The organism is Taibaiella lutea, from assembly GCF_008629695.1.
In the GTDB taxonomy this organism is placed as follows: domain Bacteria; phylum Bacteroidota; class Bacteroidia; order Chitinophagales; family Chitinophagaceae; genus Taibaiella; species Taibaiella lutea.
This window is the reverse complement of sequence record NZ_VWSH01000001.1, coordinates 1,442,936-1,458,383: the sequence shown is the minus strand read 5'-3', so window position 1 is coordinate 1,458,383 and position 15,448 is coordinate 1,442,936. Positions and strand designations below refer to the sequence as shown.

The window sequence follows — 15,448 nt, the reverse complement described above, 5'->3', positions numbered from 1 at the left end:
AACCAACTCACTTCCAATTGCGGAAACAGATTGCACGTAATCTAATAAGATTTTGTACTTTCATCAGCTATTAACTTACGCAATCATCAATTTATGAATCTTTATCGCGTTTTCATCCTGTGTTTCTTTTTGAGCATTATTGCTTTTTTAGTTTTTATGACACAATATATACAGGTTCTCTCCGGAATATTTACACATACATTGTCTTCCGGACAGCAAAATCCTGAACAGATATTCCGGCTGTTATTCAATCCTATACTTATTATTAGTGGAGTTATAATGGGCGCTGCCGGTTTAGCTTTCAAAATAATAGGCATTGTATTTGTAGCTCAGAAGAAAGAATTGCCGGGTGGGGAACAAACACTCTGGATTCTTGGTTTTATATTTATAGGTTTTGTTACGGCAATAGTATTTATGGCTCTTGCAAAAACAAAGCAATGGGTTGTGGAAATCAATAATAAATACAATACCTGATATGTTTTATTAATTGCATTTTTTGGGAAAAGGACGAAACATTTGCCATATCAGTTGTCGGGGATAAAAAAAAAGTAAGCTTCCTTTTGTTTTTCGATTCTAAAAATTATATTTGTAACGTCTTTTGTTTTTCGAGTATTAAATATGCCGGCCATGAAGGCTTGCATTTGCATTATCTAAATACTAAAATTGTTATCTTGAAAAGACTATTACTTTCTTGCCTCATGGCGCTTCCCTTGTTTGCATCGGCGCAAAAGCATCATGAGATTGGTATATGGCTTGGTGCCTCTAACTACTACGGTGATTTGCAGACGAAATGGGTACCTACAGGTATTCAAAATGCCAGCACATATAAACCCAGTGGAGGTATTATATATAAATACTTTGTAAATCCGAGAGTCGGATTCCGTTTTGGTGCATCGTATATAAGTATCACCGGTGCCGACAGCCTTTCAGATATTGCTGCAAACAAATTGAGAAACCTGAACTTTACTAATAATTTGGTTGAGGTTTACGGTGGTATTGAACTTAACTTGTTGCCTATTGACATGGAGAAATTCCATTTCACACCATTTGTCTTTGCCGGCATAGGTGCGTTTTACGGAAAACCATTTACCAGAGATGCACTGGACAATAAAACAAATCTTCGTGATTTGGGAACGGAAGGCCAGGGCCTGCCTATGTACCCTGACCGCAAGGTTTATCCGTTGGTGAATGCAATGTTCCCTTTTGGCGGTGGTATTAAATGCTTTATCGGTAATACGGTAATGCTTACGGCCGAAGTAGGATTGCGCTATACTACAAGCGATTATCTGGATGATGTAAGCCGTTCCTATGTGAATATGGATACTTTGCTTGCATACAAAGGACAAAAAGCGGTAGATATGGCATACAGAGGTAATACAAATCCTGATTGGGACGGTAACTATCCAAACTACAAATTCCAACGTGGCGATTATAAACGTAATGATTGGTATTGGACTGCAGGTGTTTCCGCTACAATTTACTTTGATGCGTTTCCTAACATAAAACGATATATCCAGACAAAATGCCCGCGCATTTTCGGAGCAAGATAGTGTTTATTTAAAATATAGGTTGTGTATGAAATGGGCTGATAATTCAGTCCATTTTGTATTTATTCCCGAATTTGACAGTAAAATTACTTTTCCAATAATATTTCTTATTTATCTTTGCGACCATTTTAAAAGAATCGCGTAAGCAAAAAATAAAAGCTAATGAAAATACTTGTATGTATTGCCCAGGCTCCGGACACTACTTCTAAAATTGCCTTCACAGACAATAATACCAAATTCAACGAACAAGGTGTTACTTATATCATCAATCCTTATGATGAGTGGTATGCTTTGGTACGTGCGCTTGAATTGAAGGAAACCGGCGTTGCTACAGAAGTGCATTTGATTACTGCAGGCAATCCGGGAGCGGAAGCTGTAATGCGCAAAGCTTTGGCTTTAGGTGGAGATCAGGCTTTCCGTATCAACATAGAAAGCAGCGATACTTACTTGATCGCTGAGCAAATTGCCGCATTTGCAAAAGATAAAGGTTATGACCTTATTCTTGCCGGTAAAGAATCTATTGACTATAATAATGCCTCTGTCGGTGCTACCATTGCAGGTGCACTGGATTATAATTTCATTGGTTTTGCTACTGCTCTTAATGTGGAAGGCGGTGCTGTAACCGTAAAAAGAGAAATTGAAGGTGGCGAAGAAACTTCTACGGCAGCTTTGCCATTGGTTGTTTCTTGTCAGAAAGGAATGGCCGAAGCCCGTATTCCTAATATGCGTGGCATCATGGCTGCCCGTACCAAACCGTTGAACGTAATAGAACCTGCTGCTGTAAGTGCGTTGACTGAAATTGTTGCTTATGATTTACCGCCTGCAAAAACAGGTGTGAAATTATTTACTATCGACCAAATGGATGAGTTGGTAGAAGCACTTCACAACGAAGCAAAAGTTATTTAATTATAAGTATAGAGTATCAAGTACTAAGTATCAAGATTGAGAGATGTATAAATCATCTATTTAAAATATGAATCTTGATACTAAATACTAAAATCTTGATACTATTTTTCAAATTTCCAATTTCAAATAAAGATGTCAGTATTAGTATTTGTTGATCATACACAAGGAAGTTTTAAAAAGAAAGCTTTCGAAACCGTTAACTATGCTGCCGAAACTGCAAAGCGCATTGGTGGCGGAGAGGTAGTTGCTGCTGTTCTTGGAACTGTCAGTAACGATGAATTAAATCTTTTGGGTCAATATGGTGCAACGCAGGTGTTGCATTTGAATGATGCCCGTTTTGATAACTTCAATGCAAGAGCTTACAGCAAGGCAATTACTGCTGCTGCGCAGCAATGCGGTGCAAAAGTGATTATTCTTTCTTACAATGTAAGTGGTAAATCCGTTGCCGGTATGGTAGCTGCTCAAATGAAAGCCGGTCTGGTAAGCGGTGCTATTGACTACCCGACAACCGATAATGGTTTCGTGGTTAAGAAAACAGTGTTTTCCGGTAAAGCATTTGCATTTGTAAAAGTTACTTCAGATGTGAAGATTATTTCTTTGGTTCCCAATACATTTAAAGTTACCAAAGGCGAAGGCAGCGTAGCTGTTGCAGCATTGAATGCAAACCTTACAGATGCTGACTTCGGTGTTAAGAAAGTTTCTGAAGATGTTATCAAAGGTGAAGTTCCGTTGAGTGAAGCTGAGTTGGTTGTTTCCGGTGGCCGTGGTTTGAAAGGACCTGAAAATTGGGGTATCCTTGAAGATCTTGGAAAAGCATTTGGTGCAACATTGGCCTGTAGCCGTCCGGTAGCAGATGCTCACTGGCGTCCGCACCATGAGCACGTTGGACAAACAGGAGGTACTATCCGTCCTAATCTGTATGTTGCTGTGGGTATTTCAGGCGCTATTCAACACCTTGCAGGTGTAAACAGCTCTAAAACAATTGTAGTTATTAATAAAGACCCTGAAGCGCCGTTCTTTAAGGCTGCTGATTATGGAGTTGTTGGTGATGCATTTGAAATATTGCCTAAGCTGACTGAAGCGGTTAAGAAATTTAAGGCTGCACAACACTAAGATTTTATTTTATACAAATTTTAATTTTACAGGTTTGACAACTTTATGTGAGTTGTCAAACCTTTTTTATTGAATATTAATGAGGATTTACGAAATCTTCACCACTTAGATTTGACAACTTTCAAAAAGTTGTCAAATCTTTTTTATAACATTCTGCTGCATCTTCCTAACTAAATATCATTGCATGGTTTTCCTGTTTCCTATTGCATATTTCAATGCAGCTTCGGCAAACTTCTGCCATTTATCTTTATGGTTGTAAGAAACCTGCACCCATTCCTTCATAGGTCTTCCTTTCCCTGAAGGATCAAATAACGTGGAGCCGGGCAGTTCGATGGCTTCCTTATGCACATCTCCCATAAGCTTAAAAACCATTTCATTCTGAAAGAAACAAATAAAAGCTTTCCCGCCGGTTTTAAAACAAGGCTTGCCAAATAACTGGCTTTGCACAGTGTCATTCATGCTTTGTCCGATGCTGAGATATAATGATTCTTCCGGTGTCATTGAAACAAATGATTAATACCGGCAAATATCGCAGATTTTTATCGATAACAGTTTTGGTTTTGGCATATTCAGGCATGGCAGTAACTCGTACATAATTCCATAGAGTGGCTGTTCCAGATTTTATGATAATTTTTTAAAATAAACTTGTGCAATCAAATAGTTGCGCTTATATTTGCAACTGATTGGTTTCAGTATAAATTTACAGCATGAGAAGAGACGTATTTCAGGCAATTGCCGACCCTACACGAAGAGCCATTATAGGGCTGATAGCCTTACAGGCAATGACGCCCAACGCATTGGCAGAACATTTTAATACTACAAGACAAGCTGTGTCAAAGCACATAAAAATTTTGACGGAATGTCAGATTTTGAAGCAGGAACAAATAGGACGTGAGATTTATTATCATTTTGAACCGCAGAAGATGAAGGAGATTGCAGATTTCATAGAGCCTTTCAGAAAAATGTGGGATACCAGATTTAATCAACTTGATATCGTTTTAAACCAAATAAAATCTAAAAAATGAACAGCAAAACCAATGTCGTAAAAGACTTTAAAGAAAAAAGCATTCTTGTATCAAGAGAATTTGAAGCGCCTATCGCAAATGTATGGCGTTGTTTCACCGAAAGCGAATTATTGGACCAATGGTGGGGGCCTGCTCCCTGGAGGGCCGAAACAAAATCTATGGATTTTTCAGTAGGCGGATCCTGGCTTTACGCTATGGTAGGTCCTGAAAATGAAAAGCACTGGGCCCGGATGAATTATATTGCAATTGATAATCACAAAAGCTTTAATGTTGAAGATGGTTTTTGTGATGAAAACGGGAATATGAATGCAGCTATGCCTGTATCAAAAGGACAAAATGTTTTTACAGAAACCGCCACAGGTGTAACGGTTGAATTTAAATTGTATTATCCTACAGAGGAAGCCTTGCAAACCATTGTAGACATGGGCTTTGAACAAGGTATTACTATTTGCTTTAAACAACTGAATGACTTGCTTGCAAATCGTAAATTTTAATTGCAACATAAAACTGTTCTTGTAATATCATCAATCAGCAAAAAACAATTTCACAACATGGCAAAAGTATCCATCTACCTTAATTTTCAAGGTAATACCGAAGAGGCATTTAACTTCTATAAAGATGTTTTTAAAACAGAATTTATAGGACCGGTAATGAAAATGAAAGACGTTCCCGTTCCGGAAGGAATGCCGCCGCTTTCAGAACAAGATGCAAATAGTGTAATGCATGTTTGCCTGCCAATTTTGGGCGGAACAAATATTATGGGTACGGACATGCTCGAAAGCATGGGCCATAAACTTGTGGTTGGAAATAACACTACCATTAATCTGGAGCCGGACAGCAAAGAAGAAGCAGACAGATTATATAATGAACTTTCTCAGGGAGCTACAGACTGTGCGCCGATGCGGCAGGAATTTTGGGGTTATTGGGGCTGTTGCCTCGATCGTTTTGGCATCCGTTGGATGTTCAATTATTCGGAGCAGCAATAGGAAATTATTTTATAAGAAATAATAAAGCCGCTTGCATTGTACAGTGTCCCAATAAGTGTCTAACTTTTTGGGACACTGCATTTTGGAAGTAACTGAGCCATCTGACCTCTCCGACGGCTATTTGGAAATGGATTGGAGCCATCTGACCCCTCCGACGGTCGGGCTGGTACCATCTTAAACAAAATATCGTTGCCTTTCCGTGAACAATTTTATGCAGGGAAAAACTTACATTTGAGTTTTGAAAATAGAGAAGCACATGGATAAAAAAATACACGAAGGCCGTAACGTTAAACGCTTCAGGGAAATGATGGGTATTAAACAAGAGGCTTTGGCCTATGATTTGGGCGAGGACTGGAACCAGAAAAAGATTTCGCTGTTGGAGCAGAAAGAAACCATAGACACTCCTATATTGCAACAAATAGCTACCGTGCTGAAAATACCGGTAGAGGCTTTTCAGAATTTTGATGAAGAACAGGCGATAAATATTATTTCCAATACATTTCATGATGGTGCAGTAGCAAATGCAGGAACGGCTAATTTCAATTGTACTTTTAATCCTCTTGATAAGGTAATGGAATTGTTTGAACGCTTGTTGGCAAGCGAGCGCGAAAAGGTAGAGCTGATGAAAGAGATTCTGGAAAAGATGAAGTAGAAATAATGGAAGGAAACTTTCGTTTTGTGAAGCAATCTGCCTTCTGGAAAAATAAAAAAGGGTTTCAAAACATATAGTTTGAAACCCTTTTTTATTTTGCTCTCCCTGCTGGACTTGAACCAGCGACCCTCTGATTAACAGTCAGATGCTCTAACCAACTGAGCTAAGGAAGAATGTTTATACCCCGTTCTTTTGAGGTGTGCAAATGTAATGACAAATTTTAAATCCTACATCAAAATTGATTAGATTTTTTCGTGACAGTTAATAAGCAATCTGCGCATGGGTTGTAAACTTTATACAAATTTCAGTTTTTCTTCTTCCAGGTCTATTTGTGTTAAATGCTTTCTTATAACATCTTCATCAAAATGATGATGAAGGTTGTTATGGTTAAGTAGCCATTGTCTTTGCTCATTCAATACACTCATATAAACTGTCTTCATTTCCGCCGGTATTTCGGGATCTATATTATCGTCGCTTTTGTATTTCCATTTATCGGCTATTTGCTGCAATAAATGATTATTGTTTGTTTGCTCGTTGTAATTATCCGTAATGTATTGCAGGGAGTATTTTGCCAGTTCTTTTTTTATCACTTCATCTGCTTCATTTTCCGGTAAATAATCATCAAACTCAGGAAGCTTTATTTTCTTTATTAAAAACGGAAGCGTTAAGCCCTGCAATAACAAAGTGGTTAGTATAACAATAAATGTGATAAACAAAATAAGGTTGCGCTGCGGAAAAGGTACCCCTTCGCTAAGTTGAACCGGAATTGACAATGCGGCAGCAAGCGATACCACACCGCGCATTCCCGTCCATCCCAATAAAAAAGGAACTTTATATCCGGGGTTTCTTGTGTCGGCCACGGTAATAAAGTTTCTCATAATGAGCGTTACTATTACGGCACCATAAGCCGATAAAATCCTGCCTATTATAAGGATAGCCGTAATAAGCAAGCCATAGCCTACGGCAGTAGAAATGCTTATGCCTTCAACTGCAAGACCTGCCGTAATTTCAGGCAAGGCAAGTCCAATCATCAAGAATACCAATCCATTCAAAATAAAAACGAGGCTCTCCCAGAAATTTACGCTACGCAGGCGGGCTGTACTACTTAAAAAACGGTGTCGTTTATTGGACAATAGTAAACCGCCGCTTACCACTGCCAGTACACCCGAACCATGTATTTCCTCAGCTGCTATGTACATGATGTAAGGCGCCACAATGGTCAGCACAATATCCATATTTACATCGGTCGGCAAATATTTATGTGCTTTCATAAATACCCAGCCGATTAATAAACCTATGCCCACACCGGCAATAAGCATCCAGCTGAAACTAAAGGCAGCATTATACCATATAAACTGGCCGGTAGCTACGGCTATCATTGCAAAACGGAAAATAATCAATGAGGAAGCATCGTTCAGTAAGCTTTCGCCTTCCAGAATGGAAGACATACGCTTGGGTACTTTTACAAATTTCAAAATGGCGCCTGCACTTACGGCATCGGGCGGAGAAACAATGCCTCCTAATAAAAAACCCAGCGCCAGTGAAAATCCGGGTATAAAATGATTGGCAATAAAGGCAACAGATAATGCGGTAAGAAAAACAACCACAAATGCAAAGCTGCATATAATACGGCGCCAGCGCCACAATTCTTTCCATGAAATGGCCCATGCCGCTTCATATAACAATGGCGGGAGGAATACAATGAAAATCAGCGCAGGGTTGACATGTATTAAAGGAATGCCGGGTATAAAACTTATCGCCAGGCCTGCCACTACAAGCAGCACCGGATAAGCTACCTTAATTTTATTGGCAAGCATAATCAATAGCACAATGGCTACGATTAAACACAGGTAAAAAGGGAAATTTTCCATCTATGACTTTCTTATCAAATGTTATAGTACTGAGGGTGAAAATACAAAACACTATGATGCGGTCATAATAACAAAAAAAATAAAGCCACTTACATTTGTAAGTGGCTTTTGCTCTCCCTGCTGGACTTGAACCAGCGACCCTCTGATTAACAGTCAGATGCTCTAACCAACTGAGCTAAGGAAGAATTTTGTGTACCCTTCGTACTTGGGAGTGCAAAGGTAAATACTAATTTTAAAATTCCCAAAAAAATGGAAAAGAAATTCTGAGATTATTTTTGCCTTCTAATCAGGCGAAATATTAATTTCCTAAATATTTCAAATTGATCCATAACAGGCGGATGTCATCAAGCACGCTGTAATTCTGAGCATATTCCTGCGATAAGCGAAAGTTATTAATGCTGTCTAATTCCTGATCGCCTAAAATAATATAGGGTGGAATAACAGGCGTTTTAAGCGGGGGCAATTGTTGTAATTCTTTTCTATAACCAACCCATGTTTTTTTACCCGCAATCACACCGAAAATATTGGTCAGGAAATGGCCTTTTTCGGCTACGCCGAAACAAATAAGTGGAAATGCCGGAATGAAAAGCAATGACATCAATATATCTATCAGTCTTTTGTTTCTTTTATTGGAGGCAGCGCCGATACTGTATTTTTTGTTTAATGAAAATTCCTCGGCATGGTGCCTGGAATTATTGCTGCCGACAATGCCTTTGCTGTTTGGAACATGTATTTTGTAAAAAGGAGCCGGTGCGCATTTTTCCATCTGTTCCATTATCTGCAGATAGCTGAGCGAGCCACTGTCAAATATCAGTTCATTTATCCTGTATAATTTCTGAATGTAGGGCAGGCTTGTAATGCTTCCGAGATCTTGTTTTTCAAAACTGGGCGTTTCAGCAATCCTGTCCATTATTTCAAGATTGTAATGGTTTTCCTTGAGGATGATTACCGTTTCATTATAAGCCTCTTTGCTACCGATAATTGCTGTTTTATAATCTACTTTGCCTCTCGGAACCAGTTTAATCCATTTCATTAAAGCCAGCAGCCAGCGCGCCATCAGCAATACAACTGTTGCCGTCATGCCGCTGAACAAAACAATGCCACGTGAATATCTGAATTCCAAAGGCATCAGGCCATAACCGGCCAATACAATAATTGTTCCCAAAACCATGCCTCTGCCCGCTTTGAAGAGACTGAACGGTTTGTCATAAGCGCCATTAAAGAAAAGGCTGATCATCCATATAGCAACAAAAACAGGAATTGTTTTGAAAAAAACGGCATTGCTTTGCGGCTTTACCTGTGCAATGGTGTCGAACCAGAAATTCTTAATAAAAATGGTTACTAAGGTCAATAAAATAGCATCAAGGATAAACATTTTGAAAATGGCTAAAAGATGTTTGATCCAGTTTAGTAAGTTTCTTAAAGCCAATACGCTCCTGAGCGCGGCTATATATATAATGCCAAGGTTTTTAGGATAATATTTCTTTACAAAATGAGCATGCGCTTCATAGAAAATCTTCATGTAGCGGTAGCTTAATTTGCGGGTGCTCTCACCTTTGTAATGAATGACATTTGTCTGAGGAAAATAAACATTTTTATATCCCTTCATACCGATTCTGTGGCATAAATCAACATCCTCGCAATACATGAAATAGCTTTCATCAAAACCGCCACCTGCTTCTGTCATGGCGTTTTTTCTTACCAACAGGCAGCAGCCTGAAAGGATATCCACAGCCGCCGTTTCATACTCATCTACCTGTGCAGCATAGTATTTATTGAAGGTGGTGGATTTTGGAAATAATTTTGATAGACCGGTAAGCTTAAAAACAGATGTCCAGAAAGAGGGGAATGATTTTTTGGAATCAACAGCATAAATCCCACGGCCGTCAATCAGGCGAGGTCCGATACAGCCTACATTTTCATTGGCATCAAAATAGGCAATGGTTTTTTGATAAAAATCTTCAGGAACAACCGTATCAGGATTTAAAAAATGAATATAGGCTCCTGTTGCAATATCCAGGCCCTGGTTGTTGGCTTTGGAAAAGCCTGCATTGTCTTTATTGGCAATTAAAGTTACAGAAGGGAATTTAGTACGTACCAGTTCACAGCTGTCGTCAGAAGAATTATTGTCCACCACAATTATTTCTCCGTTCATATTTTGCAGCGAACGGATTACAGAATGCAGGCACAATTCAAGGAAGTATTGCACATTGTAACTGACTATGATGACGGTAATCTTATTTTGTAACATTTTTTGCCGCTGTATAAATCCTTGATATTTTCAATTGTCCAGATGAAATCCCGCTATAAAGAACTGCATTTTCCGGGTAAAAAAATGCAATCCATTCACAAAAATAAATTTTCTGTAAAGGATTGCAAAGTTTGATAAATATAAAAGAATATGACTTGCGGAAATATTGTAATTAAAAAACGTGTTGTCCGCCGTTAATGGCATAATTGGCGCCTGTAATAAAGGCCGATTGCGGCGATGCTAAAAACGACACCAAATGTGCTATTTCTTCAGTTCCTCCCATTCTGCCAACGGGAATACCTTCAATAATTTTATTACGTACTTCAGGAGCTACAGCCATAACCATATCTGTAGCAACATAGCCGGGAGAGATGGTATTTACTGTAATGCCTTTTGATGCCGTTTCAATAGCGAGTGTTTTTGTAATGCCGTGCATACCTGCTTTTGCGGCAGCGTAGTTAACCTGGCCAAATTGAGCACGTTGGCCGTTTACAGAAGAGATATTAATGATTCTTCCGTAAGATTTATCCAACATCGGATTGATAACGTGTCTGGAACAATTGAAAACACTTGTAAGGTTTGCTGCAATTACTGCAGCCCAATTATCATAAGACATCTTTTTGAAAGCGCCGTCTTTTGTAATACCTGCATTATTCACCAGGATATCGATGGTTCCATGATCGGCTTCGATTTTTTTAACCATTTCGCCTACAGAATCATAATCGGAAACATCGGCCTGATAAAGATGGAAATCATAACCATCTTCTTTCATTTTTGCTGCCCATGCATCTGCTTTTTCTTTTGATCTGTAATTGGCGCATACAATATATCCGTCATTCGCAAGGCGTTTACAAATATGTGTACCAAGTCCTCCTGTTGCGCCTGTGACAAGTGCAATGTGTTTTTTGTTTTCCATACAATATGCAAATTTTAACCAAATTATAAAATTGCTTTGTAAAAGAAGAGAAATATCAAAAAAAAATAGTTAAATAATAGAAACGTAAAGAAGGAGTATATCTTGATAAAGGTCAAATTAATATCTTCTTTCTGTAACATATTGTACTAATTCAGCCATAGCTGTGCGGGAAGGGGATTCCGGAAATTGATAGAGAATATCCATTGCTTCTTTTTGATATTGCATCATTTTACCATGTGCATATTCTATACCACCGCTCTTTTTTACGATATCAATTACTTCATTGACTTTTTCTTTATCCTTATTTTGGTTCTTTACAATGTAAATAATACGTCTTTTGGTTTCTTCGTCAGCATGTTGCAATGTATATATAAGCGGTAATGTCATTTTCTTTTCTTTAATGTCAATACCTGTTGGCTTCCCTATATTGTCATGGCCATAATCAAAAAGATCGTCCTTGATTTGGAAACTGATGCCTATTTTCTCTCCGAAGTTTCTGAAACGTTCAGACATTTCGTTGTCTTCGGTTGAAGACCATGCACCTGCCGCACATGCAGACGCCAACAGGGATGCGGTTTTGCTTCTTATAATCTCAAAATATATCTCTTCTTTTATATCGAGCTTTCTGGTTTTTTCTATTTGTAATAATTCACCCTCACTCATTTCTTTCACCGCAGTAGAAACAATTTTTAAAATTTGAAAATCATTATTTTCCAAAGAAAGTAAAAGGCCTTTCGATAAAAGATAATCGCCCACCAATACTGCCACTTTATTTTTCCATAATGCATTGATAGAAAAGAAACCTCTGCGCAGGTTTGCATCATCAACCACATCATCATGAACTAATGTGGCGGTGTGCAATAACTCGATTAAAGAAGATGCACGATAAGTTACTTCAGTAATTTCACCACAAATTTTTGCAGCAAGAAAAACAAACATAGGTCTCATTTGCTTTCCTTTTCTCTTTATTATAAACCGCATGATACGATCCAATAAAGCATTTTTGCTTTGTACGCTCTCCGAAAATTTCTTTTCAAACAACTCTAATTCCTGTGCAATCGGACTTTTTGCGGTGTTAACATTCATTTTATTTTTCAAATTATTGTTGTTTTGTGAAAAAAAACATTATTTTACCCTTTATTTTATGGATATTTTCCGTTTTGAACCGCTAAAGTATATAAGCTGAATGATTTAGCCGAAAAAAAATATTTCGTAATTGAACTTTTTGGCACGATTTTTGTCCTAAAGAAAATGAATAAATTTTGAAGCGGAAATTATAGTCGGAATTCTTTAGATATTTATTCTGGAATTATTATTAGTTCAATGTATTTGTATATATTTTAGAATATTTTGGCAATAATTTAAAGTTTTAAAATAGTAATATTTTTTTTTTTTTTGGACTGGGTGATTTACCTTTGTCGCGAACTTTGCAAAAAAACGCATAATTTTTTTTAAATAAACAACTCTCGTTATGGTCAACAAAAAGTACATCTTGCTTGCAGGCGTATGTTCAGCATTAGCTTTACAGCCGGCATTTGCTCAAGAATCAAATCAGGCTTCATGGAGTGGTCGTGATATGACTTACCGTGGTCAAAGCTATGACGCTTTGGATACTACGTACATTCCTTCAAGCAGAATGGAGCAACAACGTCAATACCTTAATCATCAATATGCTTTCCCAGCAAAGCCCCGCAATATGTGGGAGTTGGGAATCAATACAGGTGTTGTAAACATCTTTGGTGATGTTACATCTAAAGGTCCTTGGAATGCTCCTAAGTTTATGAATGCAATGGGTTTTGGCGCCAGTTTGCGTAAAGCATTGGGTTATGCCGTGTCTGTACGTTTAAACTACAACTTCCAAAACGCATCCGGTTTTGATACCCGTGCAAGATTGGCTTCTGTAGAAGCTCCATGGAATAACGGTTCTTATGCCGGTAACATTTACAGCAACTACAAATACACAGGGCATGAGCTTTCATTGCAATTTGTAGGAGCTATCAACAACATTAATTTTCACAAATCTAAAAACAGTGCAAGTTTGTATGGTTTTGCCGGTGCAGGTTTAATGGTATGGAATACCAAAATCTCTACAATGGATGCAAACGGTGCAAACTATAATTTCGGGAGTCTGGATGCAATGACTAATGCTGACAGAAAAAGCGAATATAAAAGCTGGTTGAAAGACGCTGATAACTACAACTATCAGGTTCCTAACGGAAATGGCACTAACAGTGGCATGACTTGGGGAGACAATGCAATTAGCCCTGTATTAGTTGGTGGTATTGGTGTTCAATTCAAATTAGGTAACCGCGTTTCCTTACAGATTGAAGATAAGATTACATGGTCTGGTATTGATAAATTGGACGGTGTACAAAGAGATCCAGGTGGTATGGCTTTGTCTCAGGATAAAGATGTTCTTAACTATGCATCTGTTGGTCTTGCGTTCAACTTAGGTAACAAAAAACGTAGCGTATTGCCTTTGTGGTGGGTTAACCCAATGGATCACGTTTACAGTGAATTGGCTGATCCTCGTCACATGCGTCTTCCTGATCCGGTTCTTCCTGATTCTGATGGTGATGGCGTAACTGATCAATTTGACAAATGCCCTGATACTCCGGCTGGTGTAGCTGTTGATGCTCATGGTTGTCCGCTTGATACAGATGGTGATGGCGTTCCTGATTACAAAGACAAACAATTAATCACTCCTACAGAATGTCAACCAGTTGATGCTGATGGTGTTGGTAAATGCCCGGATCCTGAGTGCTGCAAGCACATTGGCATGGGTGGTGGTTGTAATGTTGGTGCAGGTTCAATCTGCTTCAAAGCTAACTCTGCTAAATTGAGCAGCGATGCAAACAATCAATTGGCAAACCTTGCTGCTCAAATGAAAACTAATCCTACTTGTAAAGTAGTAGTATTGGGTAATGCAGGTGATAGCAAAGTTCAACAACAACGTTCTTGGGATCGCGTTAATGCAGTTATCAACTACATGAGCGAAACTCAACAAATCAGTCGTGATATGTTTATCTTCCAATATCAAGGTGGCACAGGTGATGCAAATTGCGTAATGTTCCGCACTGCAATGCCAGGTGAAGAAGGTCCTTCAAACTTACCTCCTCCACACCCACAATTGGGAACTAAAAACTAAGAAATTGCTTTTGCAATAACAATAAAAAAACTCCGGAATAATTCCGGAGTTTTTTTATTGTCTATTTATGTAGTTTTTTCTTCCAAAAGAATTTAGAATATAATTCTCACGCTAAGCCTGATAGATTAGATAGAGCGCTATAAGGCAAATTGCTCATTTGGAAATTGTCAATAAGATTTTTTAATTGATACGAGGTTGATGGTTATCTAAATAAAACGGTGCTATCCTTATTTTGGATAGCACTGTTTTATTTAGATATTTCAGTTTTGGCAATAAAATCAAAGATTTGTTTTGTAAACACTATTGGCTTGCTGAGTGCAGGTAATAGTTAAATCATTAATGCAGACATGAGAAGGAAGCATAGCACAATAGAAAACTGCATCAGCAATATCTTGTGGTTTTAGTGCTGCAAACCCTTCATATGTTTTGTGTGCTCTTTCTGCATCACCTTTAAATCTTACCAGTGAAAATTCTGTTTCTGCCATTCCGGGATTAATAGCAGTAACCTTTACGTGATAAGGTAACAAGTCAATACGCATTGATTGATTTAAAGCATCAACTGCAAATTTAGTAGCGCAATACACATTCCCGTTTTGGTAAACAGATTTACCTGCCGTGGAACCAATATTAATAATGTGACCATGCTTTTGCTCCCGGAAGAGAGGAGAAAGTGCCCTTGTGATATATAACAGGCCCTTTACGTTTGTGTCAATCATTGTATCCCAGTCTTCTGTATTTCCTTCATCAATGGTACTCATTCCCAATGCAAGACCCGCATTGTTTACCAACAAGTCCAGTCGACCCCATTTGTTTATTAATTCCCCGGCAGCCGTATCTACATCTGCTTTATTCCTGACATCCAACTGACTGATTTCAATTTCTACGTCCGTTTCATTGGTCAATTTCTTTTTTATTTCCTCTAAACGATCTGTTCTTCTGCCGGTCAGCCAAAGCTTATTTCCTTTTTGAGCAAATTTTTCTGCAATTGCTTTTCCAAAGCCTGATGTAGCTCCGGTTATAAATATATTCATGT

Annotated in this window: 15 protein-coding genes and 2 tRNA genes; 9 read left to right on the top strand and 8 right to left on the bottom strand. The window is 38.3% G+C overall.

The genetic code is table 11. The features are described from left to right. The first annotated feature begins 93 nt into the window (after positions 1 to 93). The 4 genes from F0919_RS06215 to F0919_RS06200 all read left to right on the top strand — a co-directional run bounded on the left by F0919_RS06215 (position 94) and on the right by F0919_RS06200 (position 3,566). Entirely contained in the window at positions 94 to 474 is a 381-nt protein-coding gene (locus F0919_RS06215; RefSeq protein WP_150031838.1) for a hypothetical protein, read from the top strand. Between the two features lie 197 nt (positions 475 to 671). Next, positions 672 to 1,550 (top strand): type IX secretion system protein PorG, encoded by an 879-nt coding sequence (gene porG / locus F0919_RS06210; protein WP_150031837.1) that lies wholly within the window; start codon positions 672 to 674, stop codon positions 1,548 to 1,550. Positions 1,551 to 1,709: 159 nt separating this feature from the next. After that, the gene (locus F0919_RS06205; protein ID WP_150031836.1) at positions 1,710 to 2,453 is read left to right on the top strand and encodes an electron transfer flavoprotein subunit beta/FixA family protein; all 744 of its coding nucleotides are present in this window, start codon (positions 1,710 to 1,712) and stop codon (positions 2,451 to 2,453) included. A 132-nt stretch (positions 2,454 to 2,585) separates the two neighbouring features. Then, positions 2,586 to 3,566, top strand: a complete 981-nt coding sequence (locus F0919_RS06200) for an electron transfer flavoprotein subunit alpha/FixB family protein (protein ID WP_150031835.1) — start codon at positions 2,586 to 2,588, stop codon at positions 3,564 to 3,566. A 177-nt stretch (positions 3,567 to 3,743) separates the two neighbouring features. Here F0919_RS06200 and F0919_RS06195 read toward each other — a convergent pair whose 3' ends face one another. Then, complete coding sequence (locus F0919_RS06195) at positions 3,744 to 4,067, bottom strand: hypothetical protein (RefSeq protein WP_150031834.1); 324 nt, start codon at positions 4,065 to 4,067, stop codon at positions 3,744 to 3,746. A 206-nt stretch (positions 4,068 to 4,273) separates the two neighbouring features. Between F0919_RS06195 and F0919_RS06190 the strand changes: the two genes are divergently transcribed. The 4 genes from F0919_RS06190 (at position 4,274) to F0919_RS06175 (ending at position 6,229) form a co-directional block, all read left to right on the top strand. Beyond that, on the top strand, positions 4,274 to 4,591 hold the full coding sequence (locus tag F0919_RS06190) for an ArsR/SmtB family transcription factor (RefSeq protein ID WP_150031833.1): 318 nt from the start codon (positions 4,274 to 4,276) through the stop codon (positions 4,589 to 4,591). Then, positions 4,588 to 5,085 carry an SRPBCC family protein gene (locus F0919_RS06185; protein WP_150031832.1) on the top strand — a complete coding sequence of 166 codons (498 nt, stop codon included), beginning with the start codon at positions 4,588 to 4,590 and terminating at the stop codon, positions 5,083 to 5,085. The genes F0919_RS06190 and F0919_RS06185 overlap by 4 nt, the downstream gene beginning before the upstream one ends. A 57-nt stretch (positions 5,086 to 5,142) precedes the next feature. Continuing rightward, positions 5,143 to 5,577, top strand: a complete 435-nt coding sequence (locus F0919_RS06180) for a VOC family protein (protein WP_150031831.1) — start codon at positions 5,143 to 5,145, stop codon at positions 5,575 to 5,577. Between the two features lie 256 nt (positions 5,578 to 5,833). Then, positions 5,834 to 6,229 carry a helix-turn-helix domain-containing protein gene (locus F0919_RS06175; protein WP_150031830.1) on the top strand — a complete coding sequence of 132 codons (396 nt, stop codon included), beginning with the start codon at positions 5,834 to 5,836 and terminating at the stop codon, positions 6,227 to 6,229. A 99-nt stretch (positions 6,230 to 6,328) separates the two neighbouring features. Here the strand turns inward: F0919_RS06175 and F0919_RS06170 are convergent. The 6 genes from F0919_RS06170 to F0919_RS06145 form a co-directional block, all read right to left on the bottom strand. Next, positions 6,329 to 6,402 (bottom strand) — tRNA-Asn (locus F0919_RS06170). A 120-nt stretch (positions 6,403 to 6,522) separates the two neighbouring features. Then, on the bottom strand, positions 6,523 to 8,100 hold the full coding sequence (locus F0919_RS06165; protein WP_150031829.1) for a Na+/H+ antiporter: 1,578 nt from the start codon (positions 8,098 to 8,100) through the stop codon (positions 6,523 to 6,525). Positions 8,101 to 8,211: 111 nt separating this feature from the next. Beyond that, a tRNA-Asn gene (locus tag F0919_RS06160) sits at positions 8,212 to 8,285 on the bottom strand. A 113-nt stretch (positions 8,286 to 8,398) separates the two neighbouring features. Continuing rightward, positions 8,399 to 10,351 carry a glycosyltransferase family 2 protein gene (locus tag F0919_RS06155; RefSeq protein ID WP_150031828.1) on the bottom strand — a complete coding sequence of 651 codons (1,953 nt, stop codon included), beginning with the start codon at positions 10,349 to 10,351 and terminating at the stop codon, positions 8,399 to 8,401. Between the two features lie 172 nt (positions 10,352 to 10,523). After that, entirely contained in the window at positions 10,524 to 11,267 is a 744-nt protein-coding gene (gene phbB / locus F0919_RS06150; RefSeq protein ID WP_150031827.1) for an acetoacetyl-CoA reductase, read from the bottom strand. Between the two features lie 117 nt (positions 11,268 to 11,384). Beyond that, positions 11,385 to 12,353, bottom strand: a complete 969-nt coding sequence (locus F0919_RS06145; RefSeq protein ID WP_150031826.1) for a polyprenyl synthetase family protein — start codon at positions 12,351 to 12,353, stop codon at positions 11,385 to 11,387. Positions 12,354 to 12,738: 385 nt separating this feature from the next. Between F0919_RS06145 and F0919_RS06140 the strand changes: the two genes are divergently transcribed. Beyond that, positions 12,739 to 14,415, top strand: a complete 1,677-nt coding sequence (locus F0919_RS06140; RefSeq protein WP_150031825.1) for an OmpA family protein — start codon at positions 12,739 to 12,741, stop codon at positions 14,413 to 14,415. A gap of 278 nt (positions 14,416 to 14,693) precedes the next feature. Here the strand turns inward: F0919_RS06140 and F0919_RS06135 are convergent, their stop codons facing one another. Beyond that, the gene (locus tag F0919_RS06135) at positions 14,694 to 15,446 is read right to left on the bottom strand and encodes an SDR family NAD(P)-dependent oxidoreductase (protein WP_150031824.1); all 753 of its coding nucleotides are present in this window, start codon (positions 15,444 to 15,446) and stop codon (positions 14,694 to 14,696) included. Between the last annotated feature and the right edge of the window lie 2 nt (positions 15,447 to 15,448).